This window comes from Arthrobacter sp. UYCu712 (assembly GCF_040547005.1).
Taxonomy (GTDB): Bacteria; Actinomycetota; Actinomycetes; order Actinomycetales; family Micrococcaceae; genus Arthrobacter.
Map to the genome: position 1 here is coordinate 145,745 of NZ_JBEPOZ010000002.1, position 23,388 is coordinate 169,132.

26 protein-coding genes are annotated in these 23,388 nt (G+C 67.2%); 10 read left to right on the top strand and 16 right to left on the bottom strand.

What is annotated here, in order from left to right:
* Positions 1 to 145 precede the first annotated feature (145 nt).
* From ABIB51_RS02705 to ABIB51_RS02725, 5 genes are all read left to right on the top strand, one after another.
* The gene (locus ABIB51_RS02705) at positions 146 to 409 is read left to right on the top strand and encodes a DUF6458 family protein (RefSeq protein WP_354185210.1); all 264 of its coding nucleotides are present in this window, start codon (positions 146 to 148) and stop codon (positions 407 to 409) included.
* 660 nt (positions 410 to 1,069) lie between these two features.
* Positions 1,070 to 1,870 carry a DeoR/GlpR family DNA-binding transcription regulator gene (locus ABIB51_RS02710; RefSeq protein WP_354185212.1) on the top strand — a complete coding sequence of 267 codons (801 nt, stop codon included), beginning with the start codon at positions 1,070 to 1,072 and terminating at the stop codon, positions 1,868 to 1,870.
* Positions 1,867 to 2,853 carry a 1-phosphofructokinase family hexose kinase gene (locus ABIB51_RS02715; RefSeq protein WP_354185214.1) on the top strand — a complete coding sequence of 329 codons (987 nt, stop codon included), beginning with the start codon at positions 1,867 to 1,869 and terminating at the stop codon, positions 2,851 to 2,853. Before ABIB51_RS02710 ends, ABIB51_RS02715 begins: the two co-directional genes overlap by 4 nt.
* 2 nt (positions 2,854 to 2,855) lie before the next feature.
* Positions 2,856 to 4,919 (top strand): PTS fructose transporter subunit IIABC, encoded by a 2,064-nt coding sequence (locus ABIB51_RS02720; RefSeq protein ID WP_354185216.1) that lies wholly within the window; start codon positions 2,856 to 2,858, stop codon positions 4,917 to 4,919.
* A 59-nt stretch (positions 4,920 to 4,978) separates the two neighbouring features.
* On the top strand, positions 4,979 to 5,257 hold the full coding sequence (locus ABIB51_RS02725; protein ID WP_354185218.1) for an HPr family phosphocarrier protein: 279 nt from the start codon (positions 4,979 to 4,981) through the stop codon (positions 5,255 to 5,257).
* A gap of 118 nt (positions 5,258 to 5,375) precedes the next feature.
* On the opposite strand, the gene ABIB51_RS02730 is transcribed toward ABIB51_RS02725, so the two are convergent.
* A complete protein-coding gene (locus ABIB51_RS02730) occupies positions 5,376 to 5,807 on the bottom strand; it encodes an SRPBCC domain-containing protein (protein WP_354185220.1) in 432 nt (143 codons plus the stop codon).
* 248 nt (positions 5,808 to 6,055) lie between these two features.
* On the opposite strand from ABIB51_RS02730, the gene ABIB51_RS02735 reads away from it, so the two are divergent.
* On the top strand, positions 6,056 to 6,559 hold the full coding sequence (locus ABIB51_RS02735) for an SRPBCC family protein (RefSeq protein WP_354185222.1): 504 nt from the start codon (positions 6,056 to 6,058) through the stop codon (positions 6,557 to 6,559).
* A 5-nt stretch (positions 6,560 to 6,564) separates the two neighbouring features.
* Positions 6,565 to 6,852 carry a DUF7218 family protein gene (locus tag ABIB51_RS02740; protein WP_354185224.1) on the top strand — a complete coding sequence of 96 codons (288 nt, stop codon included), beginning with the start codon at positions 6,565 to 6,567 and terminating at the stop codon, positions 6,850 to 6,852.
* A 29-nt stretch (positions 6,853 to 6,881) separates the two neighbouring features.
* Here ABIB51_RS02740 and ku read toward each other — a convergent pair whose 3' ends face one another.
* On the bottom strand, positions 6,882 to 7,874 hold the full coding sequence (ku, locus tag ABIB51_RS02745) for a non-homologous end joining protein Ku (RefSeq protein ID WP_354185226.1): 993 nt from the start codon (positions 7,872 to 7,874) through the stop codon (positions 6,882 to 6,884).
* 40 nt (positions 7,875 to 7,914) lie between these two features.
* On the opposite strand from ku, the gene ABIB51_RS02750 reads away from it, so the two are divergent.
* Entirely contained in the window at positions 7,915 to 10,371 is a 2,457-nt protein-coding gene (locus tag ABIB51_RS02750; protein ID WP_354185228.1) for an ATP-dependent DNA ligase, read from the top strand.
* A gap of 88 nt (positions 10,372 to 10,459) precedes the next feature.
* Here ABIB51_RS02750 and ABIB51_RS02755 read toward each other — a convergent pair whose 3' ends face one another.
* Entirely contained in the window at positions 10,460 to 10,717 is a 258-nt protein-coding gene (locus ABIB51_RS02755; protein ID WP_354185230.1) for a hypothetical protein, read from the bottom strand.
* A gap of 86 nt (positions 10,718 to 10,803) precedes the next feature.
* Positions 10,804 to 11,031, bottom strand: a complete 228-nt coding sequence (locus ABIB51_RS02760; protein WP_354185232.1) for a hypothetical protein — start codon at positions 11,029 to 11,031, stop codon at positions 10,804 to 10,806.
* 389 nt (positions 11,032 to 11,420) lie between these two features.
* Between ABIB51_RS02760 and ABIB51_RS02765 the strand changes: the two genes are divergently transcribed.
* The gene (locus ABIB51_RS02765) at positions 11,421 to 13,019 is read left to right on the top strand and encodes an MFS transporter (RefSeq protein WP_354185234.1); all 1,599 of its coding nucleotides are present in this window, start codon (positions 11,421 to 11,423) and stop codon (positions 13,017 to 13,019) included.
* 146 nt (positions 13,020 to 13,165) lie between these two features.
* Here ABIB51_RS02765 and ABIB51_RS02770 read toward each other — a convergent pair whose 3' ends face one another.
* The 5 genes from ABIB51_RS02770 to ABIB51_RS02790 all read right to left on the bottom strand — a co-directional run bounded on the left by ABIB51_RS02770 (position 13,166) and on the right by ABIB51_RS02790 (position 16,769).
* Entirely contained in the window at positions 13,166 to 14,026 is an 861-nt protein-coding gene (locus tag ABIB51_RS02770; protein WP_354185236.1) for a purine-cytosine permease family protein, read from the bottom strand.
* Complete coding sequence (locus ABIB51_RS02775; protein WP_354185238.1) at positions 13,939 to 14,364, bottom strand: hypothetical protein; 426 nt, start codon at positions 14,362 to 14,364, stop codon at positions 13,939 to 13,941. Before ABIB51_RS02775 ends, ABIB51_RS02770 begins: the two co-directional genes overlap by 88 nt.
* A 227-nt stretch (positions 14,365 to 14,591) precedes the next feature.
* Complete coding sequence (locus ABIB51_RS02780; protein WP_354185240.1) at positions 14,592 to 15,551, bottom strand: 5-oxoprolinase subunit C family protein; 960 nt, start codon at positions 15,549 to 15,551, stop codon at positions 14,592 to 14,594.
* Positions 15,541 to 16,452, bottom strand: coding sequence for a 5-oxoprolinase subunit B family protein (locus tag ABIB51_RS02785; protein ID WP_354185242.1), 912 nt, complete (start codon positions 16,450 to 16,452; stop codon positions 15,541 to 15,543). The genes ABIB51_RS02780 and ABIB51_RS02785 overlap by 11 nt, the downstream gene beginning before the upstream one ends.
* Complete coding sequence (locus tag ABIB51_RS02790; protein ID WP_354185244.1) at positions 16,449 to 16,769, bottom strand: hypothetical protein; 321 nt, start codon at positions 16,767 to 16,769, stop codon at positions 16,449 to 16,451. The genes ABIB51_RS02785 and ABIB51_RS02790 overlap by 4 nt, the downstream gene beginning before the upstream one ends.
* Between ABIB51_RS02790 and ABIB51_RS02795 the strand changes: the two genes are divergently transcribed.
* Positions 16,762 to 17,064 (top strand): helix-turn-helix domain-containing protein, encoded by a 303-nt coding sequence (locus ABIB51_RS02795; RefSeq protein WP_354185247.1) that lies wholly within the window; start codon positions 16,762 to 16,764, stop codon positions 17,062 to 17,064. The genes ABIB51_RS02790 and ABIB51_RS02795 overlap by 8 nt on opposite strands.
* 54 nt (positions 17,065 to 17,118) lie before the next feature.
* Here ABIB51_RS02795 and ABIB51_RS02800 read toward each other — a convergent pair whose 3' ends face one another.
* The 7 genes from ABIB51_RS02800 to ABIB51_RS02830 all read right to left on the bottom strand — a co-directional run bounded on the left by ABIB51_RS02800 (position 17,119) and on the right by ABIB51_RS02830 (position 23,370).
* The gene (locus ABIB51_RS02800; RefSeq protein WP_354185248.1) at positions 17,119 to 17,901 is read right to left on the bottom strand and encodes an SDR family NAD(P)-dependent oxidoreductase; all 783 of its coding nucleotides are present in this window, start codon (positions 17,899 to 17,901) and stop codon (positions 17,119 to 17,121) included.
* Between the two features lie 9 nt (positions 17,902 to 17,910).
* Positions 17,911 to 18,642 (bottom strand): hypothetical protein, encoded by a 732-nt coding sequence (locus tag ABIB51_RS02805; protein WP_354185250.1) that lies wholly within the window; start codon positions 18,640 to 18,642, stop codon positions 17,911 to 17,913.
* Positions 18,643 to 18,766: 124 nt separating this feature from the next.
* On the bottom strand, positions 18,767 to 19,111 hold the full coding sequence (locus tag ABIB51_RS02810) for a GNAT family N-acetyltransferase (protein ID WP_354185252.1): 345 nt from the start codon (positions 19,109 to 19,111) through the stop codon (positions 18,767 to 18,769).
* Positions 19,108 to 20,445, bottom strand: coding sequence for an acyltransferase family protein (locus ABIB51_RS02815; RefSeq protein WP_354185254.1), 1,338 nt, complete (start codon positions 20,443 to 20,445; stop codon positions 19,108 to 19,110). Before ABIB51_RS02815 ends, ABIB51_RS02810 begins: the two co-directional genes overlap by 4 nt.
* Positions 20,446 to 20,588: 143 nt before the next feature.
* On the bottom strand, positions 20,589 to 20,981 hold the full coding sequence (locus ABIB51_RS02820; RefSeq protein WP_354185256.1) for a DUF1304 domain-containing protein: 393 nt from the start codon (positions 20,979 to 20,981) through the stop codon (positions 20,589 to 20,591).
* Between the two features lie 47 nt (positions 20,982 to 21,028).
* Entirely contained in the window at positions 21,029 to 21,904 is an 876-nt protein-coding gene (locus ABIB51_RS02825; protein ID WP_354185258.1) for a class II fructose-bisphosphate aldolase, read from the bottom strand.
* On the bottom strand, positions 21,904 to 23,370 hold the full coding sequence (locus ABIB51_RS02830) for a GntP family transporter (protein WP_354185260.1): 1,467 nt from the start codon (positions 23,368 to 23,370) through the stop codon (positions 21,904 to 21,906). The genes ABIB51_RS02825 and ABIB51_RS02830 overlap by 1 nt, the downstream gene beginning before the upstream one ends.
* Between the last annotated feature and the right edge of the window lie 18 nt (positions 23,371 to 23,388).

Consider the following 23,388-nt stretch of genomic DNA (forward strand, 5'->3'; position numbering starts at 1 on the left):
CGCGGCCATGGGCGCGGCTGGGTGCCCCCGCGCGCCGGAGTGGCGGCGCCCGGATCGTTGAAACAACACGCACGGGGCTGTAGCCTGACGCTCGACAGCATGCTTAGCACTACCTATCCGTCCCACCGGACACAAGGAGCAAGTCATGAGAATCGGGTCCTCCATCTTCCTTATTGCCCTCGGCGCCATCCTGGCCTGGGCCGTCACCCCCGGACTGATCCCCAACGTGAACCAGGCCATGATCGGCTATATCCTCATGGCGGTCGGCGTCATCGGACTCATCGCTTCCCTAGTCCTGGCCTCCCCTGGCCGCAGCCGCACCCGCCGGGTCAGCGAGACCCGATCCGTCGTCGACCCCAACACGGGCGAGACAATCACCCGCAACGAGAGCCGCGACGCCGGCATCTAGCCCCTTAACGCCCCACTGCGCCCAACCAGCGACCCCGGCGCCAGGCCGGATCCCAACAGGCCCGGCTCGGCGTCTGCCGTATCAACCGCCCCGCCCGGCCCTCAGCGCATGCCCCGCCCCCGAGGCCAACAAGGGACATGTCCCCCGGTCCGCGAAACCCCGGAGGCGCATGCCCAGTCTGCGCAGCCAACAAGGGACATGTCCCCCGGTCCGCGACACCCCGGAGGCGCATGCCCAGTCTGCGAAGTCAGGGCTGGACATAATGCCGATGTGCCCACTCCTAGGTGCGAAGGCTGGACATGTCCCAAGGTCTACGAAGCCCCCGAGGCGCATGCCCCGCCCCGAGGCCAACAAGGAACATGTCCCCCGGTCCCAGAATCCTCGGGAGGCGCATCCCCGGTCCGTGAGATCCAAAGGAGGCGCATGCCCAGTCTGCGCAGCTAGGGCTGGACATAATGCCAATGTGCCCACTCCTCGGCGCGAGGACTGGGCATGTCCCCCGGAGGCGCCAAACCCCATCTGCGTTCATGTTGTTTTTTCGTTGACAAAGCAACGCGATCAAAGATAAAGTCAAGTAATTCCACTTCATGTGATAGCTGTCACGGAAGTGGGCGGTGGATCCGCGGTGCGGATTCGCCATACTGACGCAAGGGAGGGCCAGTGTTCGCCGAAGAACGCCAACAGCTGATTGCCGGGCTCATCTCTGCCAGCGGCCGCGCCAGCGTCACCGACCTCGCCGAGCGTTTCAGCATCACCACCGAGACCATCCGCCGGGACCTTGCCGCCCTCGAGGCAGCCGGCAGCGTCCGAAGGGTCCACGGCGGCGCTGTTTCCCCGGAACGCTTCAGCACCACCGAGGAAAGCATCCTGGAACGGACAGTCCAGCGGCAGCCGGAAAAGACCCGCATTGCCGAGGCAGCGCTGGCACTGATCCCCAAGGACCACTCCGGCAGTGTCCTGATCGACGCCGGATCCAGCACCGAAGCCCTCGCGGACCTGCTCGCCGCACGCACGGCGGCCGGCAGCGCCCAGAATTCCGGCGCCGAGCTGGTCGTGATCACCCACGCACTGCCCATTGCGATGAAACTGTCCGGCGAACCCGGCATCGCCCTGCATTTGCTCGGCGGGAAGGTCCGCGGACTGACGCAGGCCGCCGTCGGCCAGTCCACGGTGGAAGCCGCCCGGCGGATCCGCCCCGACATCGCCTTCATCGGCACCAACGGCATCCACGCAGCCTTCGGGCTGAGCACACCCGATCCTGAAGAAGCCGCTGTCAAGGCTGCCTTCGTCCAATCAGCGCGCCGCATTGTGGTCCTGGCTGATTCTTCCAAGCTGGACGCGGAAACACTCGTCCAGTTCGCCTCGTTGAAAGATCTGGACACTTTGATCACTGACACGAAACCAAGCCGGGCCCTGGCCGACGCGCTTGCCGAAGCCGGGGTGGAGGTGGTGGTCGCGTGATTGTCACCCTGACCGCCAACCCGAGCCTGGACCGCACTGTCGCCCTGCCAGGGCCCCTGCTCCGCGGGGAAGTCCAGCGGGCAATCTCCGTCTCGCAGGAGTCAGGGGGCAAGGGAGTGAACGTCTCCCGCGCCCTGGTCGCGTCCGGGCTCAAGACCATTGCCGTGCTGCCCGGGTCCGAGTCCGATCCTGTCCTGGCCGGGCTGCGCGACGGCGACGTCCCGTTCGTTGCCCTGCCGATCGGGGAGCCGTTGCGCAGCAACGTCGCGCTCACCGAGCCCGGCGGCGTCACGACGAAAATCAACGAACCCGGCCCGGCGTTGAGTGCGGACCAGCAGGAGGCCCTGATCGGGCTGCTCCTGGACCACTCCCGCGGCGCCAGCTGGGTTGTCCTGGCCGGCTCGCTCCCACCAGGAGTCCCGGCCGACTTTTACGCCACCGTCACCCGGCGGCTGCGGTCCATCAACGACGGTACCGATGCGCCGCGCATCGCCGTCGACTCCTCAGGCGAACCGCTCGCCGCCGCTGTTTCCGGCGACGCGGCGGGGAAGCCCGATCTGTTGAAACCCAATGCCGAGGAACTGGTGGAACTGGCTGCCGCAGCCGGGTTCGCCACCAATAAGACTGCCGAGGAGCTCGAAGCGGACCCGGAGGCGGCCGCGGCCGCCGCTGCCGCCGTCGTGCGTTCCGGAGTGGGCGCCGTCCTGGCAACCCTCGGCTCCAAGGGTGCGGTGCTTGTGACGGCCAACGGCGCGTGGCTGGCCACGCATCCGCCGGTCACCGCGGTCAGCACGGTCGGCGCTGGCGATTCGTCGCTGGCCGGCTACCTGCTCGCTTCCAGCCAGGGCAACGCCCCGGTCGATTGTCTGCGTCAGGCGGTGGCCCATGGTGCCGCCGCTGCTTCCCTGCCGGGCTCCACAGTCCCGGCAGTCCACCAAACCACCCCTGATGCCGTAACCATCACGGCCCTCCGGAAGGATTGACAGTGACTCAGCTCATTAATACCGAACTGGTCGAGCTCGACCAGAACCTGGGCAGCTCGCCCGAGGACGTGATCCGGCACCTTGCCGGCAAAGTTGCTGAAAACGGCCGCGCCACCGAGGTCGAAGGGCTCTTCACGGACGCTTTCGCCCGGGAACAGAAGACCGCGACCGGAGTCCCCGGCGGCATCGCGATCCCGCACTGCCGCTCGACGGCGGTCACGGAACCCACCCTGGCCATGGCGCGGCTCTCCCAGCCGGTCGATTTCGGTGCCAAGGACGGCCCGGCTGACCTGATCTTCTTCATCGCGGCCCCCGAAGGCGCGGACCAGGAGCACCTCAAGCTGCTCTCCAAGTTGGCCCGCTCCCTGATCAAAAAGGACTTCACGGCGGCCCTGCGCGCGGCCGCCACGGAGGCGGAAGTCGTCGCACTGGTCGAGGGTGCCCTGGCTGACAAGCCGGCCGCCCACACCACCGCGGCTCCGGTTGACGCCGCGGCTCCGGTTGACGCGGCGGCTCCGGCCGCTGTCTCTGCCGGCGGCACCCGGGGCCCGAAGCGCCTCGTGGCCGTCACGGCGTGCCCCACCGGCATCGCCCACACGTATATGGCCGCGGATTCGCTCGTGGCCGCGGCCAAGGAAGCCGGTGTTGACCTGCAGGTCGAGACCCAGGGCTCCTCCGGCGCCAAGCCGCTGGACCCGGCAGTCATCGCCGCCGCCGACGCCGTGATCTTCGCCGTGGATGTCGACGTCCGCGGCAAGGAGCGCTTCGCCGGCAAGCCGGTCATCAACGCACCGGTCAAGCGCGGCATCGACGAACCGGACAAGATGGTCCAGGAAGCCCTCGCCGCCGCGGACAACCCGAACGCCCGCCGCGTTCCGCACTTCGGTGCCGAGGAACAGGCCGAGCACGACGCCGAGGAAAAGGGCGAGCACGTCGGCCAGAAGCTCAAGAAGGCGCTCCTCACCGGCGTCAGCTACATGATTCCGTTCGTGGCAGGCGGCGGTCTGCTGATCGCCCTCGGCTTCCTCCTGGGCGGCTACGACATCACCGGCTTCGCGGACAAGATCCTCGCCGAGAACAGCCTCGGAAACCTGCCCACCGAATACCCTGAACTGGCGTGGGGCCCGCTGGGCGCCTACTTCGGTGCGGTGATGTTCAAGATCGGCGCCCTCTCGCTCGGCTTCCTGGTCCCGGCGCTGGCAGGCTACATCGCCTTCGCCATCGCTGACCGGCCGGGTATCGCACCAGGCTTCGTCGCCGGCGCGGTTGCCGGGTTCATGGGCGCAGGCTTCCTCGGCGGCATCGTGGGCGGCCTGCTCGCCGGCTACGTGGCGCATTCGATCGGCAGGCTCCAGGTGGCCCGCTGGCTGCGCGGCCTCATGCCTGTGGTGATCATCCCGCTCGTGGCGTCCCTCGTCGCCTCAGGCCTGATGTTCGTGATCCTCGGCGGACCGATCGTGGCAATCACCGTCGGGCTCAACAACTGGCTTTCCAGCCTCACCGGCGCCAGCGCCATCGCCCTGGGCGTCATCCTGGGCCTGATGATGTGCTTCGACCTCGGCGGGCCCGTCAACAAGGTTGCCTACGCCTTCGCCGTCGCCGGCCTCGGCGCCGCAACCCTGGACAACCAGGCACCGTGGCAGATCATGGCAGCCGTGATGGCCGCCGGCATGGTTCCGCCGCTGGCCATGGCCCTCGCGTCCACCGTCCTGGACCCGAAGCGGTTCAGCCTGGCCGAGCGTGAAAACGGCAAGGCCGCGTGGCTGCTGGGGGCATCCTTCATCTCCGAAGGCGCCATCCCGTTCGCCGCTGCCGACCCGCTGCGCGTCATCCCCGCCAGCATGCTCGGCGGCGCCGTGACGGGAGCCATCTCGATGGCAGCCGGGGTCGGATCGAAGGCTCCGCACGGCGGCATCTTCGTCTTCTTCGCCATCGACAACTTCCTGATGTTCGTCGTCGCCATCCTGGCCGGCACCGTCGTCACAGCCCTGGCAGTGATCGCGCTCAAGCGCTGGGCAGTCAAGAAGTCCGTTGATACGGTTGAACCGGTTCCCGTAACCGTCTGAGCCGGTCCAGGAAATCTTTCCCGAAGCTGAATTTCCAAGCTGATATTCAAGGAGCAGAAATGACCGAACGTAACGCCACCATTGCCAGCCGTGTAGGGCTGCACGCCCGCCCGGCTGCCATCTTTGCCGAGGCTGCAGGCGAGTTCGATCTCGAAATCACCATTGCCCGGCTGGGCGAGCCGGAAGACGAAGCCATGGACGCCGCCAGCATCCTGTCGCTGATGAGCCTCGGCGCATCGCACGGCGAGGTTGTGGTGTTGCGTGCCGAGGGCGAGGGCGCCGACTCCGCCCTGGAGCGCCTGGTTGCGATCCTCGAGACGGATCACGACGCCGCCTGACAGCCCTGCCCTCCGGCCGCCGCGCCGCCCTCCCCCGTCTGCGGGGCAGTGGCGGGACGGCGGCCGGAGGTCGTTAACTGGACATGTGCCGCTTCAGCCGCGCTTGGCGACGGCGGACCTACGCCCGTTCCGCGATCTTCTTGACGTCGGCCACGAGCTTGTCCCACATGCCCTGGGAGTGCCGGGCTGCCTCGGCGCTGTCGTTGTTGTCCTGCGAGAGCGTGAGCCGCGTCTTCCCGGCGTCGTCTTCGAGTGTCCAGGTCAGCGTGTGGTAGTTCTCCGGCGCGTCCTCCTGGCCGCCCAGGGGGCTGAAGTGCGTGTGGACGAGCCGCTGCCCGGGTTCAAGCCCGAGGATCTCGCCCTTGTCCTCGTACGCCTTGCCATCCCATTCGCCGCGCCACACGATGGGCCCGCCCACGGTCCAGTCAGTCCTCACCTCCGTCCCGAACATGAATTCCTTCACAGCCGCCGGATCCGTGATCACATGCCAGACCCGGGGCGGCGCAGCATCAATGGTGACGGACGACGTCGCCACATGGTTGCCTGCCATGGCACCCCTTCCGTGCGTTCGTGCTTGCGTCCTTGCGTGCTTCAGGGCAGTTGGCCCGCCCGGCACCGAGACTACACCGCGCGCCGGCCCGCGGACAGGCAGGACCAGGGAACAGGCTCCCTCTCGACTGCGGTAAGCAGCCTCAGTAGATGCTTGTCACCACGCGGCACCGCCGATAGTTTGGAATCCGCGGCACCAGGAGCTGTGGCCGTTGGAGGCATGATTCGCCGTCAGAAGGAGATCCACCCGTGGCAAGAGTGCAAGAAAGCATCGAAGTCGACGTGCCGGTGTCCACCGCGTACAACCAGTGGACCCAGTTCGAGACCTTCCCGCATTTCATGACGGGGATCGAATCGGTGGAACAGATCGATGAGACGTCCCTCCAGTTCCGTACCGACGTCGCCGGGGTCCGGCGCGAGTACGTCGCCCAGATCACCGACCAGACACCCGACCGGAAGATCGCCTGGGTCAGCACGGACAAACCACGCAACGCCGGGACCGTGACGTTCGAGGCGTTGGGCGACCAGCGTGCCCGGGTCAGCGTGGAGCTGGAATGGGAGCCCGAGGGGCTCGTGGAGAAGGCCGGCTCGGCAATCGGTGCGGACAGCCGCCAGGTGACGGCAGATCTCGGCCGGTTCAAGGAGTTCATCGAATCCCGCGGTATCGAAACCGGCGAGTGGCGCTCTTCCGTCGAGCAAGGGGAAGTGGACGACGACGCTGCCGGTGACGCCGGACTCCAGGCACCAAGGTAGGAGCCATGCCCACAAAGAAGAACGCACCGCGCGGCTCCGAGAGCCCGAGCATCAAAGATCCGGAACTGTACGAGGTGCTGCTGGAGGACGGGGCGTCCAAACAGAAGGCTGCCCGCATCTCCAACGCATCCGCCGAGAGGGGCCGCTCCGCCGGGGGCCGGAAGGGCGGCCAGACGGGCGATTACGAGGACTGGACGGTCCCCCAGCTGAAGGCGCGGGCCAAGGAGATCGGGCTCAAGGGGTACTCGGCGAAGAAGAAAAGCGAACTCATTTCCGCGCTCAGGAACTCCTGATCGCGATGGCCGCGGGCCGCGCTCCAGGCTCAGGCCTCCTTGCGCGTGTTTTTTGCGGCGTCCTTGGGCGCGGCTTTCGCGGCCGTCCTCTTGGCCGTGGCCGCGGCAGCCGTTTTGGCCGGTGTCTTGGCACCCGCCCCGGCGGCCTTGGCCGCCGCCGACTTGGCGGCGGGCCTTGCCGTGGCCCTCGCCGTGGACTTCGTGGCGGGTTTGCCGGCCGCGGAATCGGCTCCGGCCCCGCGCTTTTTATCGAGGCTCCGCTTGAGTGCCTCCATCAGGTCGATCACTTCGCCGCTGCCGGCCTCGGCCGCCGGGGCGCCGAAAGTTTCCTCGGTGTCCAGGGACTCCCCCTTGTCCAGCTTCGCCTCAATGAGCTGGCGCAGCTGGAGCTGGTAGTCATCCGTGAACTGGGCCGGCTCGAAGTCGGCGGCCATCGAATCCACCAGCGCGGCGGACATCTCCCGCTCCTGGGCGGAAATCCGGATGGAGGTCTCGAGTGCAGGGAAGCTGGCCTCGCGCACCTCGTCGGCCCACAGCAGGGCCTGCAGCATCAGCACGTCGCCGCGGATCCGGAGCGCACCCAGCCGGGTCTTATCGCGGAGCGCAAACTGGACGATCGCCACCCGGTCCGTGTCCTCGAGCGCCCGGCGCAACAACACGTAGGCCTTGGGCGACTTCGAGTCGGGCTCCAGGTAGTAGCTCTTTTCGAACATGATGGGGTCCAGCTGCTCGGCCGGGACGAACTGGACGACATCGATCTCGTGGCTGTTCTCGGCCGGGATGGATTTGAGCTCATCACGGCTCAGGACCACGGTGCGGCCGTCGTCCTCGTAGGCCTTGTCGATGTCCTCGTAGTCCACGATCTTGCTGCAGATCTCGCAGCGGCGCTGATAGCGGATCCGCCCGCCGTCGGCGTTGTGGACCTGGTGCAGGCTGATGTCGTGGTCCTCCGTCGCGGTGTAGACCTTGACCGGCACGTTGACCAGCCCGAACGCTATTGCGCCTTTCCAGATGGCTCTCATGGATCAAGTGAACATCACAGTTGCGCGGAGGTGAAGCCCCGTGCCTGAAAGGACCCCGTCCAACAGCAGGGAGCGTGTCCGCGTGGACGGCCGGGAGCTTGTGGTGACCAACCTGGACAAAATCATGTATCCGGAAACGGGCACCACCAAGGCCGACGTCCTCGCCTACTACGCAGCCGTGGCGCCGGTGCTGATCCCGGCAGCCGCCAACCGGCCCGCGACGCGGAAGCGCTGGGTGCACGGGGTGGGAACCGCGGAGGCACCGGGCGAGATGTTCTTCCAGAAAAACCTGGACCATTCGGCGCCGGGCTGGGTGCCGCGCGCCTCGATCAAACACAAGGAGCGGATCAACCAGTATCCGCTGGTGAACGACCCCGCCACCCTTGCCTGGCTCGCCCAGACCGCGGTGCTGGAAATCCACGTGCCGCAGTGGCGTGTGGACCCGCACGGGAATGCGATGGCGCCGGACCGGCTGGTGCTGGACCTCGATCCCGGGGAGGGCGCCGGGCTGTCCGAGTGTGTGGAAGTCGCCTTGCTGGCCCGAAGCATCCTGCAGGACGTCGGCCTGGACCCGGTCCCGGTGACCAGCGGCAGCAAGGGCATCCACCTCTATGCGTCCCTGGACGGGACCCAGAGTTCGGAGCAGATCTCGGAGTTCGCCCACGAACTGGCCCGGTCACTGGAGGCCGACCACCCCGGGCTCGCGGTGAGCGACATGAAGAAGACGCTCCGCGCCGGCAAGGTCCTGGTGGACTGGAGCCAGAACAGCGCCGCGAAAACCACCATCGTTCCCTACTCCCTGCGCGGCCGGCTCCGGCCCACGGTGGCGGCGCCGCGGACCTGGCGCGAGCTCAGCGCCGCGTCGCTGCACCAGCTGGACTACGAGGAGGTCATGACGCGGGTCAAGGCCGGCAAGGACCCCTTCGCTGCCATTTCGGGAGGGAAGGGAGCCGCCCGCGAGCCGGGACGCTCCGGAGACCAACTCTCCGCCGGCCCCGCCGACGGCGGCCACACGGACCCCCGGCTGGAGTCGTACCGCATCAAGCGCGACTCGTCGGCCACCCCGGAACCGTTCACGGCCAGGCGGCGCCATGCCGGGACCGACGGCGGCTCCCTGCGGGAGGCGTTTGTCATCCAGGAACACCACGCCAGCCGGCTGCACTTCGACCTCCGGCTGGAGCGCGACGGCGTCCTGGTCTCCTGGGCACTGCCCAAAGGGGTCCCCACCGAGAAGGCCAAAAACCACCTCGCGGTCCAGACCGAGGACCATCCGCTGGACTACCTGGACTTCGAAGGAACCATCCCCAAAGGCCAGTACGGCGCCGGGACCATGAGCATCTGGGACCGCGGGTACTACGAGGTCGAGAAGTGGGTGGCAGGCAAAGAGGTCATCGCCACCCTGACCGGCCAGGACGACGGCGGCCTCGGCAGCACCCGCAGGTTCGCGCTGATCCACACCGGCCAGGGCAATGACCAGTGGCTGATCCACCTGATGGACCCGCCCGGTTCGAGGCCCGGGCATCCGGCGGCCGGTCCGGATGCCGCGGACTTCGCGCCCATGCTGGCCAGCCCGGGCACCACGGCGGACCTGCCGGACAGGGATTGGCAGTTCGAACTCAAATGGGACGGCGTGCGGGCCCTGGTGGTGGCGGACGCGAAGAGAATCCGCCTCATCAGCCGCAACGGCAACGACATGTCTGCGACGTACCCCGAGCTGACCGACCGGTCCTGCTGGCCGGAACAGGACTTCATCGCGGACGGCGAGGTCATCGCCGTCGGACCGGCCGGGCGGCCCGACTTCGGCCTCCTGCAGGGGCGGATGAAACTGACCCGGCCCTCCGACGTCGCGAAGGCCCAGGCCACCACGCCGGTGCGGCTGATGCTGTTCGACCTGCTGTCCGACGGCGGCCGGGACCTCCGCCGCCTGCCGCTGACCAAACGCCGCAGCCGCCTGGAGACCTTTTACCGTGCCTCCGGCTGCCCGGTAGAACTCTCCGGAGTGATCGACGGCGATGTCACCCACATCCTGGAAAGCGCCCAGGAGCTCGGGCTTGAGGGTGTTATGGCCAAGCGCACGGACGGCCGGTACGTGGGCCAGCGCAGCCGGTCCTGGCTCAAGCTGAAGTTCGAACGCACCCAGGAAGTGGTGATCGGCGGCTGGCGCCCCGGCAGGGGCGGGCGCAGCCAATCTGTGGGCTCGTTGCTGCTGGGGATCCCGGAGGGGTCGAGACTCCGGTACGTGGGACGGGTGGGCAGCGGATTCAGCGGGCGTGAGCTCGAGGAGCTGAGGGAGCGGCTGGATGCCATGCCCCGGAAGACCTCGCCTTTCGACGAGGTGCCGGCCGCCGATGCATCGGACGCGCATTGGGTGAGCGCCAGGCTCGTCGGCGAAGTCACCTACGGGGAATGGACCGGCGGCGGCAAACTCCGGCACCCCGTCTGGCGCGGCTGGCGGCTGGACAAGAAACCCGGGGACGTGGTGCTCGAACAGGGCTGAGCAGCTCGAAGCCGGCCGCAAGGATACGGTAGGAGCGTATGAAAAAAACCCGGAGCGACCGCGTGCGGTCCTTCCGGGCTTTTGGATTCTAGGAGGAGTGCGGGAGGTCCGGTTTGCCCGTCCGGTGCACAGCGTTCACCGCGGCCTCCTGGCCCGGCCGGCCGTGCTGGATGTCGTGTTCCTTGGGATGGCGGCGCTTGCCCATGCCATCGGGCCACTGCTGCCCCTCGGACGGGGTGGGCGGGGCGGGACGCGTGGTTTCCGGTCCGGGGGCATCGTCCATGGACGCAGCCAAATGACCGGCCACCTCCGCCTCGATCTGTCCTCCGTGGTGATGTTCCGCCATGGCTCTTCCTTTCCGCTGTGAATTACCGCTGTGAAGTGAAGTGTGCATCCATGGTAGGTCGGAGGCGGTGGGATGTCTCTAGCGGGCTACCAGCGGACTTTCTTTTCCGCCGGACCCTGCTTGCCGCTCACATGCGTCGGCTTGTGGTTGTGCCCGACGCTCTGCGAACCGGCGCCGCCCCGCGACTTGCTGGCCAGCATTTCCTTCTGGGCATCGGTCAGCCGCGATTTGATCCCCTTCGCCTGTTCCGCCGGCTTGTTGTCATTGGCATCCTGTGTGGTCTCACTGCTTTTTTCGGTGTCTTTGCCAGTCATGGACTGCTCTCCTTTGTGTGGCTTCTCGTCAGCGCTGCGCTGGATTCAACCCTAAGCGTTTTCCGGACACCTTGGGAACTCCCTTTTTGGTGCCCGCGAGCGTGCATGCCGGCGTGTCCGCGGCGGCGCGATCGGGGTCAAAATCCGCCTGTCATGCGCCGTTTGGGAAATAACTTTGGTCACGTCACCGCCGGGACCGCCGGTTCCCAGCATTGGCGCGGTGAAACGGCGGAAAAGAATTCCGCTATTCCGCACCGATACGGGGTGCAAAAAGCGGATCATACGGCACCAAACTCGGAAACTCCATAGAAATCGCGTAAAATTGAAAGCCTGCCCAGAGCGGGGCAGCTACTAGTCGCAAGCAAATGACCTCCATAGGAGCAGCCCAAATGCCCACAGACCGAAGCATGACCGACTCTTCAGTAGGCGTGATGAACGCCAGCGGAACCAACCAGGCACCCAAGGGTGTGAAGAAACCGAAATTGAGGACCCGACGTCGGCTCAAAGAGTCCGATGTCAACGTCGTCGACCAGCCGATGCTCAAAAAAGCACTCGGCGGCACCATCGTTGGCAACACCATGGAGTGGTACGACGTCGGCGTTTTCGGCTACCTGATCACGACCATGGGACCGGTGTTCCTGCCTGAGGCGGACAAGTCCGTCCAGACCCTGTTCCTGCTAGGAACGTTCGCCGCCACCTTCATCGCCCGCCCCCTCGGCGGCGTCGTGTTCGGCTGGCTCGGCGACAAAATCGGCCGCCAGAAGGTCCTCGCGGCCACCCTGATGATCATGGCCGCCAGCACCTTCGCCGTCGGGCTCCTGCCCGGCTACGCACAGATCGGCATCTGGGCCGCGGTCCTGCTGGTCCTGTTCAAGGTCGTCCAGGGCTTCTCCACCGGCGGCGAGTACGCCGGTGCCACAACCTTTGTCAGCGAGTACGCCCCGGACAAACGCCGCGGATTCTTCGCCAGCTTCCTGGACATGGGCAGCTACCTCGGCTTCGCGATCGGCGCCGCCCTCGTCTCCGTCCTGCAGCTCACGCTTGGCCAGGACACCATGGAGCAGTGGGGCTGGAGGATTCCTTTCCTGGTCGCCGGTCCGCTGGGCCTGATCGCCGTCTACTTCCGGAGCAAGATCGAGGAGTCCCCGCAGTTCCAGGCGACCCTCGACGCACAGGAAGCATCCGCCAAGGACGCCACCGCAGGCGACGCCGCCGCGTCCAAGGGCCCGGTGGGCATTGTGAAGGCCTACTGGCGTTCACTCATCGTCGCGATGATCCTCGTGGCCGCCGCCAACACGGCCGGCTATGCCCTGACGTCGTACATGCCGACGTACCTCACGGAGTCCAAGGGTTACGATCCCGTTCACGGCACCTTGCTGACCATCCCGGTGCTGGTCGTCATGAGCCTCTGCATTCCGCTCACCGGCAAGCTGTCCGACCGGATCGGCCGCCGCCCCGTGCTGTGGATCGGCGCCATCAGCACCGTGGTGCTGGCAACTCCGGCGTTCCTGCTGATCGGTATCGGCGACGTCTGGTCGACGCTGGCCGGGCTTTCCCTGATCGCCTTCCCGGTGACGTTCTACGTGGCCAACCTGGCCTCGGCCCTGCCGGCCCAGTTCCCGACGTCCAGCCGTTACGGCGCCATGGGCATCGCGTACAACTTCTCCGTGGCCATCTTCGGCGGCACCACGCCGTTCATCGTCGCCGCCCTCATCAATGGCACCGGCAACGACATGATGCCCGCGTACTACCTGATGGCCACCTCGGCGATCGGTGCCGTGGCGATCTACTTCCTCAAGGAATCGGCGCAGCGGCCGCTCCCGGGATCCATGCCCAGCGTGGACACCCAGGCCGAGGCCAAGGAGCTCGTTGCAAACCAGGACGAGAACCCGCTGATCGACCTGGCGCACATGGACATGCCCTTCACCTCGCTGGCCGCCGATCCTACGGCTCCCCGCGAAACCGAAAAGGTTACGGCCCAGGCCTGAGCTTGACCTTCTGGCAGCCCGGCGCGGATCATCCTGATCCGGACCGGCCAGTTCAGACTCTGTAGTTCAGCCCCGCCCGTTGAGGCCTGCCTTGTGTGCTGCACCCCCTTGGGGGAGCACACAAGGCAGGCCTCAGGCGTGTCCGGCTACTGCGGCTCGGCAGCCTGGAGCTCGGCGTGTTCCTCCGGTGTGAGGTCCTTGTGTCCGTCCATGACCGGTGGCGGGGACAGCTTGTACGCGGCGTAGTACAGGCCGCCGGCGAGGGCCATGGTGATCAGCGGAGTCAGCTGGGAGACCACGGGCAGCGCCGTCTGCTCAGTCAACAGGATGCCGGTGGCGGAGGCCACCACCCACGCGATGGCTCCGGCGGTGACCGGCTTCAGCCGGCGGGGCCGGACTTCGGGGAAATACCGCTCCTCTTTCCAGTTGATGGCGATGTACGTCAGGGCGATCGCCACCCAGGCAGTGACAAAGACTCCCTGCCAGGCGAGTGCCTTCAGTAGGTAGCTCAGCACATCCGTGAGCATCAGCAGGAAGGCCAGCACGCCGGAAACGATCACCCAGACAAACCGCGGCAGATTGAGGCCGAACACGCGGTGGGCGAAGGCCGAGAGATTTGTCGACGCGAGGAAGTAGTTGGCCGTATTGATGCGGGTCTGCGAGATGAAAATGACCAGCACACCCCAAATTCCCAGCGAGGATATGAACGCCGTGACCACGCCCGTCTCGGAGGCTTCCAGGCCCCAGGCACTCATGATGTAGATGCCGACCAGGCCGTTCAGCCCGAAGGTGAAGGCATAGAACACCCAGCCGAAGGTGATGCTGCCCAGGAATTTCCGGTCCTCGCGTTTGCCCATCCGGGCGTAATCGAAGGTGTACATCATCATGATGTAGACGCCCATGTAGATCAGGTAGGACGTCAGCCAGCCCGGCAGCGCGGAACTGGCCGCGGCCTCGCCGATCCAGTTGGTGGGTACGCCCTTGATGGCCGTCGCGGCGATGACCACCGCAACGAGACCGGCGAAGTAGAACGGCAGCAGGAAGCCGTTGAGCCGGTCCAGCCAGTGCTGGACACCGCCGACAGCCAGGGAATGGCAAAGACCACCACCGCGGCGTACCAGAACACCAGGTTGCCGCCGAAGTATTCGTGGAACGCGACGGCGATGATGGAACCTTCAAAGACGGCGTAGTAGATGGCCGTAGCCGCGAAGATCAGTGACGCGAGCGCCGAGCCCAGCAGCCCGAACAGGGTCCGGGAGAAGACGCTCACCGTCAGTCCGGTCCGGGCGGCGTAGCGCGAGAGCACCAGGTTGATGATCCCGTAGGTGGCGATGGTGAGAACCATGCCGATGATGGTGTTCGGTACCCCCCACGGCGCCGGCCGAGGCGACGGCCACGTAGATCCAGAACATGGCCGAGAACAGGGCCCACCAGGCCATGGTCAGCGACCATTTACCGACCCGCTGATCCGCGGGCATTACTAGATTTGAGTACGACAAAGCGACACCTCTGGTGTTGTAGTGATGCGATTGTGGAACCGGTGGCGGGAGCCACGAGGCTGCGGGGTGTTGGTTATCCCCAGATGGAACGGCGGAGGGCCTTCCCTTCCGCCCGGGCCGCGACGGCCTCCTCCATGGTCACGGCCACGAAGCGCGTCTTGGTTCCGGGGGCGCTGCGGGCGAGCTGGTCCATGTCCGCGCTGATGACGGTGGCGACCATGGCGTAGCCTCCCCCGGACACGGCATCGCGGTGCAGGACGATCGGTTCCTTGCCGCCGGGGATCTGGATGGAGCCCACGGCGTAGCCGGCGTCGACGATGTTGGACGGATCGGAACCGGCGCCGAACGGCTGTTCCCGCTCCTTCCATTCGATCTCCGGCCCGCCGTAGCGCAGGCCCGTCCTGTCGGCCACCGGGGTGAGCGTCCAGGTCGAGTCCAGCAATGTCGCGAGCCCGGATTCGGTCAGCCGGTGATCGTAGAGGCCCAGAAGGACCCTGATCTCCGTTTCGGCGGGAAAAGCCGGCCGCAGTTCCGGGGCGATGCCGCCCAGGGCTTCCACGGCTGGCGTGTCACCAACCGGGACCTCGTCCCCGGTGGCAAGCTTGCGGCCCAAATAGCCGCCCAGGGCACCCAGGGCATAGGTGGACCGGCTCCCGAGCACCACGGGGACGTCGATGCCGCCCCGGACTGCCACGTAGTAGCGGGTGCCGCCCTGGAGGAAACCGAAGGCGACTTCGTCTCCCGCGGCCAATTCAATGGCCTCCCATTGCGGTGCCGCGGTGCCGTTGACCTTGACGTCCACCGGGGCGCCTCCCACGGCGATCACCGCAGGAACGGAGGTGCGGAATTTCGGTCCCAGGTAGGTGCATTCCAGCACCGCCTCCTCGGCGCTGTTGCCCACCAGGGCATTCACGATCTCCGCGGAGAGCTGGTCCATGGAGCCGCCTTGCGGGATTCCCACGTTGTAGTGGCCGAATCGTCCCCGGTCCTGGACCGTCGTTGACAGGCCGGGTTCCAAGATCTCAAGAGTCATTGAGCTTCTCCAATAGCTTGGTGTTGTAGCTCTCGGGGTCACCGAGGGCCTCGGCCAGGTCGAAAGTGACCGGCACCTGTTTGTAGACGTACGTGCCCGCTTCCACCTGGTCCTTGATGCCCTTGTATTCGTCCTCATCCACAGGGCGGAACTTGACGATGTCGCCGGGTTTGAACAACACCATGAAGTCCTTGAAGTCAGCCAGGGACTGCGCGGGGTCGAAGATCGGAGCCGCCGCGATGCCAAACATCTGGTAGCCGCCGGCGCCCCGGACGGAATAGATGCAGGCGAAGCAGCCCCCGTGGCCGACGGTGAGGGGAGGCGTGTCGGTGCGCGGGCTGAGGTACTTCGGCACCTCCAGCTGTTGCTCGCGGGGCACCATCTGGAACATAAAGGGCAGTCCGGCCACAAACCCCACCATCGAGACCAGCCAGGGGCTGCTGTGGTGCCGCCGGATGAACTCATCAGCGCCTTGCAGGTTGTTGACCTCTGCCGCGAAGTCCAAGTCGGTCCCCTCGGGCCGCTGGTGGCCGGTGCGGAAGCGGGCTCCGGTCTCCCGCGTGTACGGGTCGTCGTACCAGACCGGCACTTCGATCAGCCGGGTGTTCAGCACCGGATGGGAGGTGTTGTCCACTTCGACTTCGATCTCCCGCATGGTCGCCTCGAGTTCCGCGGCGCCCAGTACATCGGGGTCGAAACGGACCAGCAGCGACGCGTTGGCCGGGCAGATTTCGGTCACGCCGGCCAGTTCCCGGCCGCCGAGACTGGTGGCCATCGAGTTGGATTTGAAGTTCGCGGCCAGGCTCATCGCCTCGGAGATCTCCACGAAGAGGAACTCGTCGCCGCCCCACGTGTAGCGCGCCGTGCCTTTGAGCGAATCGGCGCTCAGGGTATCGCTCATGACAGGTCCCCCAGGATCTCCGGGCAGGTTTCGATGAACTTGGTGTGGTGCTCCACCGATTTCAGCTCCGGCCGGTGCAGCACGGCGCTGAGCAGCGGAATGGTTGTCGACACGCCTTCGATCGTGATCTCTTCGAGGGCGCGGATGGACCGGCCGATTGCCTCATCCCGGGTCTCGTCCCAGACAATGATCTTTGCCAGGAGCGAGTCGTAGAACGGCATCACCGTGGATCCGGCGACGAATCCGGAGTCGATGCGGACACCGGGCCCGCCCGGCCAGTAGGTCAGCGAGCCCACCATCGCAGCGCCGATGAGCATCGAATCCCTCGTGGTGGCGACCGCAGGGAGCGGCGCCCACTCGGCTGCTGCTAACCTGCTGGCGCCGCTCCTGGCCTACGACCAGGCCAACAATGGCCGGCTGTTGCCCACGCTGCGGGCGTACCTCGACCACGACGCCCAGCCGTACAGGGCCTGCCAGGCCCTGTACATCCACCGGAATACCTTGAGCAAGCGGCTGGCCCTGATGTCACGGCTGTTGAATCTCCGCCTCGACACCCTTGAGGGACTGACGACGTGCATGCTGGCCGTCCGCATCACCGATGATGCGCCCTGATCCCCCGCGTCGGCGCCCCGACCGGCCAGCCGCGCCCTGCCAGCTGCGCCGCGCCTACTTCGCGCGTCGGGGCGGCCCCGCCACGAACCTGGCCGGAAGGACGCGGGTCAAAGCCGTGAGGATCTTGTAGCGCGTGCTCGGGATTGACACGGCCTTGCCGCGCTGGTTGTCGGCCAGGCCTTCGCTGACCACCCGCTCCGCCTGCAGCCACATCCAGCGCGGGGCCACCCTCTTGTCCATCCCCATGCGCTCATGGAACTCGGTGTGCGTGAAGCCGGGGCAGACCGCGGTGACCTTTACGCCGCGCGGGGAATAGGCCAGGTTGGCCCAGCGGGAGAAGCTCACCAGCCAGGCCTTGGCCGCGGAATAGGTTTCCCGGGGCAGGAATGCCGCCACGCTCGCGACGTTGATGATCCGGCCGGAGCGCCGGGCGAGCATTCCCTGCAGCGCGGCGTGGGAGAGCTCCATGGCGGTTTCAACGTGCAGCTTGAGGTGCCGTTTCTCGTCGGCAATGTCGTTGTCCGCGAAGGAATGCAGCAGCCCGATTCCCGCGTTGTTGACCAGGATTTCCACCGGCCGGGACGGGTCCGAGAGCCGGGCGACGACGGCGGCCACGCCGGCGTCGTCCACGAGGTCCGCGGCGAGCACTTCGGCACGGACGCTGTAGCGCCGGTCCAGCTCCTCCGCTTTGGCCCGGAGCCTGGTGCCGTCGCGGGCAACGAGCACCAGGTGGTGGCCCTGCTCGGCGAGCTGGCGGGCGAACTCCGCCCCGAGGCCCGCGGTTGCGCCCGTAACGAGGGCGGTGGTGTACGTGTGTTTCCCGGCGGATGAAGTCATAGCGACAGCCTAGGCCAGCCAGTCCGGACCGTCAGGCGAGTCCCGGTCCCGCGGCCAGTTCGTCTTCCGCCGGGCCGGCCCCACCGCCTGGTGCCTGTTCCGCAGTTCCTCGGCGGCCAGCTCGTACCAGGTGTGGGCGCCGAAGGAAGGGTTGCTGGTGTCCAGATGGCGGTACAGCGCGTCGGCCAGCTGGCCGAGGGCCGCGTCGGAGAGCGCACGGACCGTGGCCGCCGGGTCCATGGTTCCTTCGAAGTAGTCTGCGATCTCCAGCCCGTTGATGGTGGGCAGCTCGGCCGGAAGGGGGATGCACGCGTCGTCGATACCGGAATCCAGCGAGCCTCCCGCGAAGCCGGCCGGGCGGTCTCCGCGCTCGAACTCGACCGGCGGATAGGCCGCAATCTCGCCCTCGAGGCCCGCGAGGACTTTACTGTCGGAGCCCACGTGCAGCAGGCAGATGGGCAGCTCTGCGGGTTCGTCCAGCGTGACGCGGGACTGCCCGGATCCGGCCGGACCGGCGCTGGCTTCCGCGATGCCGCGCAGCTGCAGCAGCATCTCGGGGTCCAGGTGGGACGCGCTGTGGAGGTCCACCCGGACGTCCGGTCCGGCTCCCAGGCGGCCTGCCCGGCGAAGGATATGCAGCAGGGCGGGGAAATCCGATTGGGTAAGGCAACCGGTGACTTCGAGGACCACCTGTCCGGGATCGACATCCACACGGACAAGCACACGCAGTTTATGGTTCACAGGGGTTCTCCAAAGGCCACGTCCAAGAGCCAACTGCATAACTCTGCTCAAACCATACGAGGTTGAGGTCCCGCTCACAACCCTGCCGGCCGCGGCGTCCGCCCGGGGGCACCCGGCCCCGCGCTCAGGCTCCCGGCGGGGGCTGCTCCGGCCAGTCGACGCACTGGTTGTAGGAGTCGTGCTTGCGGAGGTACCGGTACATAAACGGGCAATTCGGGATGATCCTCTTGCCTGCCGCCACCACGTCATCCAAGGCGAAGTGGGCCAGCACTTTGGCGAGCCCCCGGCCCCGGAACTTTTCCCCCGTGTCAGTGTGGATGAAGTCCACATGCCCGGGTTCGTCGATGAACCGGATCTCGACAGCGAGATTGCCGCCGACATGCAGCTCGTAGCGGTGCGAGGCATCGTTGCGGGTGGTGGAGACGTCCGGGCTGAACGTGTCTTCAGTGGCTGCCGAGTTCTCCGTCATGGTTCGACATTGGCACTTAAAGGCGGGCGTGGCAATGGTCCGTCCGGCCCTTCAGCGGCCGCCGCCGCGCCATCCCGGGCCGGCACCCGGCCAAGCAACAGGACTGCAAGCGCAAAACACGCCGCTCCCCCGCCGAGGAGTCCCAGGGTGAGTCCGTTGACGGCGGCATCGGCAACGGGAAGGAACACGACGACGGCGGCCGTCACCACCGCGGCGGCCGGGCGCGTGCGCGGGCGGCCGGGCGACGTCGGACGCTCTTCCAGCCGGCCGAAAAGCGCCAGCACCGGGAGCAGCAGGATAACAACGGCCAGCAGCACGAGCGGCCGGCTCCACCACCAGGCGGGTGTCCCCCCGGCCGGCCGGGGCACATCGGTCAGCAGCAGCAGCCCGGACATGGCCGCAAGCAGGGGCAGGTGCCAGAGGTAGACGGTCATCGACCGCCGCCCGACCACCGCCAGCACGCGCTGCACCCGGGCAAGGGACGCGGCCCTGCCCAGCACGGGCCGGAAGAGCTGCAGCGCGGCGGCCTGCGAAAAGGCCAGCAAGAGCAGGCTCAGATTCGGCGGATTGAGGTTAACCAGCATGTTCCCGGGATACAGGCCCAGCGCGACGAGCAGCCCGAGCAGCAGGTTGCTGCCGACGATGATGCCCACCAGCGCCGGGCGCCGGAGGCGCAGCAGTCCGCCGTCAGCCACGATGAACCCCAGCTGCTGCACGGCGCACCAAAGGAAGACCATGTTGACGTAGGCCAGGAGCGGGAGCACCCCGCGCAGGCAGTCCACGGCGATGACGAGTGCGGTGAGCCCGGCGAGGGTCAGCCAGGGCGCCCGGGCGTGCAGCGCCGCGAACATCGGCAGGTTCAGCTGGGCCGCGAGGTAGGCGGCGAGGAACCAGAGCGGCATCCCGGCCCCCGCGGCCAGCAGCTGGATGACCTGGGGGTCCACGCCCGCCAGCCGTGCCGCCCAGAGCCCGGCGAACATGGCCGCAAGCAGGACGGAAGCCGGGCGGATCAGGCGCAGCAGCCGCGCCTGGCCGAAGTCGAACGCGGTGCCGCCCCGGGCACGGAGCCTCCGCCAGGACTGCAGGCCGGTGATCCCCCCGGCCACAAAGAAGAGCGGCATGATCTGCAGGACCCAGAGGACGGGCTCGAACCAGTGCTGGTTGCCGAGGGTGTTCTCCGTTGTCACGGTGCCGTCCGGATGCAGCTCGGGACTGAGCATCATGGTGTGCCCTATGACCACAAGCGCAAGGCAAACGAACCTGGCGACATCGATCACCAGGTCCCGGTCCGGTGTCGCTTCCGGGCCGCTGCCTGACCCCTGCTCTGGAACCACTGCACCCCTAGGAACGTGCGGCGGCGCGCATCTCAACCTCGTTACGCGCGGGGATAAGTCGCTGCGCTGCCTCCATTGTCGGCCTAGCCCGGGGCAGGGACAACAGCCGGAACCCGGTGGCAAACGGGGCAATCCGGCGGGCGTCAGGCTGCCAGCAGCCCCAGCGTACCGAGCACGACGGCGATCAGCGGGGTCGCGCCCTGGGTGACGGCCGCGCGGAGGTACTTGCGGCCGCTCAGGGCCAGCACAATCGAGGCCAAAAGCATCGAGCCGCAACTGCTCAAGACCAGGGTCCAGCCGACGGCGGGGTTGCCGAGGGCGGTCGCCACGGTGCCGGCCAGGGCTCCCACAGCGAGGAACAGGTTGTAGAAGCCCTGGTTGTAGGCCAGCGGCCGGGTGGTCTCGGCGTCGGCCTGCGACGTGATGCCGAACCGCTTCCAGGTTGCGGGCCGCGTCCAGGTGATCGACTCCATCGTGAAGATGTAGACGTGCAGCAGCGCTGCGATGACGGCAAAAACGAGGGAGGCCAGGATCATCGTCTGATCCTAGCCTCCCCCTCCGCCGGTCCCGTGTTCCTGCGGCGTCAGCGTGACAGTGTGCGCAGCGCCGTCGCGGCGAAGTCCCTGGCCGCGGTGTCCCAGCGGCCCAGCAGGGCCAGCAGGTTCTCGCCGTCGGCGCGATGCGCGGCGGTCTGCTCCTCCAGCACGGCCAGCACACCGGTGCGGAGCTCGGTATTGAAGTTGACCTTGCCGACGTTCATGGCCGCGGCCTTGACCAGTTCCTCCGGCGGAATTCCGGAGGCGCCGTGCAGCACGAGCGGCACGCGGGTCCGCACGGCGATGTCCTGCAGCACATCCCAGCGGAGCCGGGGCTCCCCCTGGTACTTCCCGTGCACGTTGCCCACGGCCACGGCCAGCAGCTGCGCGCCGGTCCGCGCCACGAAGTCCTCCACCTGGGCGGAGTCCGTGAGGCCGGCGGTGCCTGCCGCAGGTGCGCTGCCTGCGGCGTCGGCTTCGAAGGCGCGGTCCTCGTCCCCGGCGATGCCGCCGAGTTCGGCTTCGAGGACGACGTCGGCATGCCCCTGCCCGTCCAGGGCCGCGCGGACGCTCCGGACCAGCGCGATGTTGTCCTCGTACGGCAGGGATGAGCCGTCCACCAGCACGGAGTCCGCGCCGGCGGCGACGGCGTCGGCTATCAGCTGCGGATCAGCTGCGTGGTCGAGCTGCACGGCGATCGGGACGGCGGCGCCGTCGGCGAGCCCGCGGAGGGCGGCGATCAGCCGCAGGCCGTTGGGTGTGCCGGCCGTCTTGGGTGCCACCAGCAGGATGGCGCCGCGGCCGGCGTCCTCGGCCGCGCCCACCACGGCGAGGGCCGTGGTGAAGTCGTAGCAGGTGAAGGCAGGGACGGCGGAGCCCTGCTGGAGGGCGGAGGCCACAAGGTGATCGAGTCGGATACGCATCAGGCGCTCAAGCCTCCCACCAGGATCCAGGCCACGAATGTCAGGGCGAAGCCGGCGAGCCCGAGAATAGTCGTCAGCACCGTCCAGGTCCTGAGGCCGTCGGAGACGGTCAGGCCGTAGTAGCGCACCACAGTCCAGAATCCGGCGTCGGTCACGTGTGACAGGCCGAGGGCACCGAAGCCGATGGCGATCACGATCACGGCGATCTGGGCCGGCGTGTAGCCGCCGCCGGCAACCGCGGAGGTCAGCAGGCCGGTGGTGGTGACGATCGCAACAGTGGCCGAGCCCTGGGCGGCGCGGAGGGCCAGGGAAATGATGAACCCAAGAACGATGACCGGCAGGCCCAGGTGGTCCAGCGTCTGGGACAATGCTGCGCCGATCCCGGAGGTCCGCAGGACCTCGCCGAACACGCCGCCGGCCGCGACGACCAAAAGGATGGACGCGATGGGAGGCAGCGCGCCCTCAAAAATTTCGCCGGTTTCCTTCAGGGACCAGCTGCGGCGGACGGCCAAGAGGAAGAAGGAGAGTGCCACGGCCACCAGCAGGGCCAAGAACGGGTTGCCGATGAAGGCGGCCAGACCGTACCAGCCGTTGTCCTTGGGAATGGTGAGGGTGCCAAGGGTGCCGATCAGGATCTGCACGATCGGGGCGGCGATGAGGAAGATGATCAGGGCCGGACGCGGCGGGGCAACTGCGTGGGCGCCTGGACCGTCGTGGCCGACGCGCACCAGGGACCCTGTTCCGTACTCGTCCACCTGGGCTTTGACGGCGGGCAGCAGTTCGTAGTCCCTGCTGTTCATGATGCTGGCAACCCAGTAGGACAGGAAGCCGAGCGGGATGCAGATGAGCAGCGAGATGAGGGTGATCAGTCCGATGTCCGCGCCGAATACCCCGGCACCGGCAACGATGCCCGGGTGCGGAGGGACAGCCACGTGGATGGAGAGCATGATGCCGGCCATGGGGAGGCCGAACTTGACCGGGTGCACGTTGGCGATCTTCGCGAAGGCGTAGACGATCGGCACCAGCACGATAATGCCCACCTCAAAGAACACCGGGATGGCCGCGAGGAAGCCGACGGCGGTGAGGGCCACGGCCACCCGCCGGGCGCCGAGCTTCGCGGTGAAGTGCGCCGCGAGCGACTGCACGCCGCCGGAGACCTCGATCATCCGGCCCAGTATGGCGCCGAGGGCGATCAGGAGGGCGACCTTGCCCATGGTTCCACCCACCCCGTTGGCCACCACGGTGAAGACGTCCTTGAGCGGGATCTGGGCGGCCACGGCCACCAGGATGCTCACGGTCAGCAGCGCCACGAAGGCCTGGATCTTGAAACGGATGATCATGATCAGCAGCAGGGCTACGCCTGCGGCGGCGATGGTCAGCAGCAGCGGAGTACCCAGCTCCACGGCGGGCTTGATGACGGGCGCGTCTGCGGCGCGCACCATCAGGGAATTGATCAGGGGGGTCATGAAGAGATGTCTCCTTTG